The sequence below is a fragment of the Pseudomonas brassicae genome, assembly GCF_010671725.1.
In the GTDB taxonomy this organism is placed as follows: Bacteria; Pseudomonadota; Gammaproteobacteria; order Pseudomonadales; family Pseudomonadaceae; genus Aquipseudomonas; species Aquipseudomonas brassicae.
On the sequence record NZ_JAAHBU010000560.1, the window covers coordinates 1 to 3,304 of the forward strand.

The 3,304-nt window shown below is 66.3% G+C and carries 2 protein-coding genes; both read right to left on the reverse strand.

Features of this window, described 5'->3' with window-relative positions; genetic code table 11:
• Positions 1-36 precede the first annotated feature (36 nt).
• A complete protein-coding gene (gene pgm, locus G3436_RS25990) occupies positions 37-1,677 on the reverse strand; it encodes a phosphoglucomutase (alpha-D-glucose-1,6-bisphosphate-dependent) (protein WP_163951126.1) in 1,641 nt (546 codons plus the stop codon).
• A gap of 95 nt (positions 1,678-1,772) precedes the next feature.
• The coding region (locus G3436_RS25995; RefSeq protein WP_163951127.1) for an ATP-dependent DNA helicase at positions 1,773-3,304 on the reverse strand (1,532 nt) is incomplete at its 5' end.

Below are 3,304 nucleotides of genomic sequence, written 5' to 3' on the forward strand. Positions count from 1 at the left end.
CTTGCCAGCGAAGGCGGCCTCAAGGCCCAAAGCGCATCAGGCGATAGCAGCGTCTACCAGTTCCTGCGCTTCACCCACCAGGCGCTGCAGGTGCGCCTCATCGACGAAGCTCTCTGCATAGATCTTGTAGATGTCTTCGGTGCCCGACGGCCGCGCCGCGAACCAGCCGTTGGCGGTCATCACCTTCAACCCGCCAATGGCCTGGTCGTTGCCCGGCGCATGGCTGAGGATCTGCTCGATCGGCTCGCCGGCCAACGAGGTCGACTTGACCTGCTGCGGCGACAGCTTGCCCAGCAGCGCTTTCTGCGCCGGCGTGGCCTTGGCGTCCACCCGCGTGGAAAACGGCTGCCCCAGTTGCGCAGTCAATGCCGCATACGCCTGGCTCGGGTCGCGACCGGTACGCGCGGTCATTTCTGCCGCCAGCAACGACGGGATCAAGCCGTCCTTGTCGGTGCTCCATACCGTGCCGTCCTTGCGCAGGAACGAGGCACCTGCACTCTCCTCGCCACCAAAGCCCAGCGAACCGTCGAACAGGCCATCGGCAAAGTACTTGAAGCCCACCGGCACTTCGTACAGGCGACGCCCCAGGCGTGCCGCCACGCGGTCGATCAGGCCGCTGCTGACCACGGTCTTGCCCACCGCCGCATCGGCGCGCCACTGCGGGCGGTGCTGGAACAGGTAGTCGATCGACACCGCCAGGTAGGCGTTTGGCGCCAGCAGGCCGCCGGACGGCGTGACGATGCCGTGGCGGTCGTGGTCCGGGTCGCAACCAAACGCCACGTCGAAGCGATCACGCAGGCCGATCAGGCCCTGCATCGCGTGCGGCGAGGACGGGTCCATGCGGATCTGGCCGTCCCAGTCCACGCACATGAAGCGGAAGGTCGGATCGACCGAGGTATTGACCACCTCAAGGTCGAGTTTGTAGTGATCGGCAATCGCCGACCAGTAACGCACCCCGGCACCGCCCAGCGGGTCGACGCCCAGGCGCAGGCCGGCGCCACGAATCACATCGAAATCAATCACATTGACCAGGTCTCTGACGTAATTGCCCAGGTAGTCGTGGCGGTGCGTCGTACTGGCCTTGAGCGCCTGCTCGTAGCCCATGCGTTGCACACCCTTGAGGCCATCGGCCAGCAGCTGGTTGGCCTTGGCTTCGATCCACTTGGTCACGTCGCTGTCGGCCGGGCCGCCGTTGGGCGGGTTGTACTTGAAGCCACCGCTTTGCGGCGGGTTGTGCGACGGCGTGATGACGATGCCGTCGGCCAGCCCACGGCTACGGCCACGGTTGTAGCAGAGGATGGCGTGGGACACGGCCGGGGTCGGCGTGTACTCGTCGTCCTTGGCCAGCATCACCTCCACGCCGTTGGCAGCCAGCACCTGCAACGCAGTGGCGGCGGCCGGGGTGGACAGTGCATGGGTATCGATACCGATGAACAGCGGCCCGTCGATACCCTGCGCCTGACGGTACAGGCAGATGGCCTGGCTGATCGCCAGCACGTGCTGCTCGTTGAAACTCAAGTCCACCGAACTGCCGCGGTGCCCCGAGGTGCCGAAAGCGACGCGCTGGGCGGCTACGCCGGCATCAGGCTGGCCGGTGTAATAGGCGGTCAGCAGCTGGGGGATATCGACCAGCACGGATGCGGGGGCCGGCTTGCCCGCCAAAGGACTGAGCTTCATGCAAAACCTCAAGAAAGGATGTTCAGGGTGATGAAAACACGCAGTTTACTGGCAGTTCGACCGCAGCGCGACGGTGACGATCCCGGCACATGCGACTATTTGTACTGCGGCGCCCACCAGCGCGGAAACATGCGCTGCACGCGGGGTTCGGCGAAGCGGTCGTCGATCAGCATGACCATGCCGCGGTCGTCGGTGCCACGGATCACCCGGCCCGCCGCCTGGATCACCTTCTGCACGCCAGGGTACAGGTAGGTGTAGTCGAAACCGGCACTGAACAAGGCGCCCATGCGTTGTTTGAGCTGCTCATTGACCGGGTTGACCTGGGGCAGCCCCAGGGTCGCGACGAATGCCCCGATCAGGCGTGTGCCCGGCAGGTCGATGCCTTCGGCGAAGGCCCCGCCCAACACCGCAAACCCCACGCCCTGCCCGTCTTCGACGAAACGCGCAAGAAACCCGTGGCGTTGCGCCTCGTCCATGCCGGGCGCCTGTGACCACTGCACGATCTGCGGGTACTGCTCGGCCAGCCGTTGGGCCACCTGCTGCTGGTAGTCGAAGCTGCTGAAAAAGGCCAGGTAGTTGCCCGGCTGCTGGCGGTACTGCGCGGCAATCAGCTCGACGATCGGTGCCAGCGATGCCTGGCGGTGCTGATAACGGGTCGAGACCGTACTGATCACCCGCACTTGCAGTTGTTCGGCGGCGAACGGCGAAGCCACCTCCAGCCAGGCGGTATCGGCGGGCATGCCCAGCAGGTCGGCATAGAAATGTCGCGGGCTCAAGGTGGCAGAGAACAGCGTGACGCTGCGCGCCGCCGCCATGCGCGGGCCGATCAGCGGAGCCGGCACCAGGTTGCGCAGGCACAGGGTGGACAGGCTGCGCCCGCCCGGCCCGTCGCGCTTGCTCACGTCGAACACGAAATGCCCGTCGAACACCTCGCTCAGGCGCAGGAACTGGCTGGCCTGGAAGAAGAACTGCAGCAGCGGGCCGTCGACGCTGGTGGGCTGCTGGTTCATGCGCTCCTGGATCTGGCTGACACACCGCTGCAACGCCTTGAGGAAGGCACCCGGCAATGCGTCGCTGGCCTGATAGGCCGCCGTCTGCGCCTTGTGCAGCGCATTCCAGGCCCGGTTCAGGCGCTGCAGCGCGCTTTCCAGCCCTGCCGGCGGTTCACGGCGCAAGGCCTGCAACTGCCACTGGTCGAGGCTGGCGCTGTACATCTGACGTGCCCGCTCCACCAGGTTGTGCGCCTCGTCCACCAGCACGGCCACACGCCACTGGTCGAGCTGGGCAAGACCGAACAGCAAGGCGCTCTGGTCGAAGTAGTAGTTGTAGTCGGCGATCACCACGTCGACCCAACGGGCCATTTCCTGCCCCAGGTAGTACGGGCACACCTGATGCGCCAGGGCCACCTCGCGCAACGTGGCCTTGTCCAGTACCGGTTGCTGCGCCGCGGCCTGGCGGGCGCCCGGCAGGCGATCGTAAAACCCCTTGGCCAGCGGGCAGGCCTCGCCGTGGCAGGCGTTACCAGGGAACTCGCAGGCCTTGTCCCGTGCCACCAGTTCCAGGGTGCGCAGGGCCAGTTCGGGGCTGTGGTGCCTGACCTGGTGCACGGCGTGCAGCGCCAGGGCGC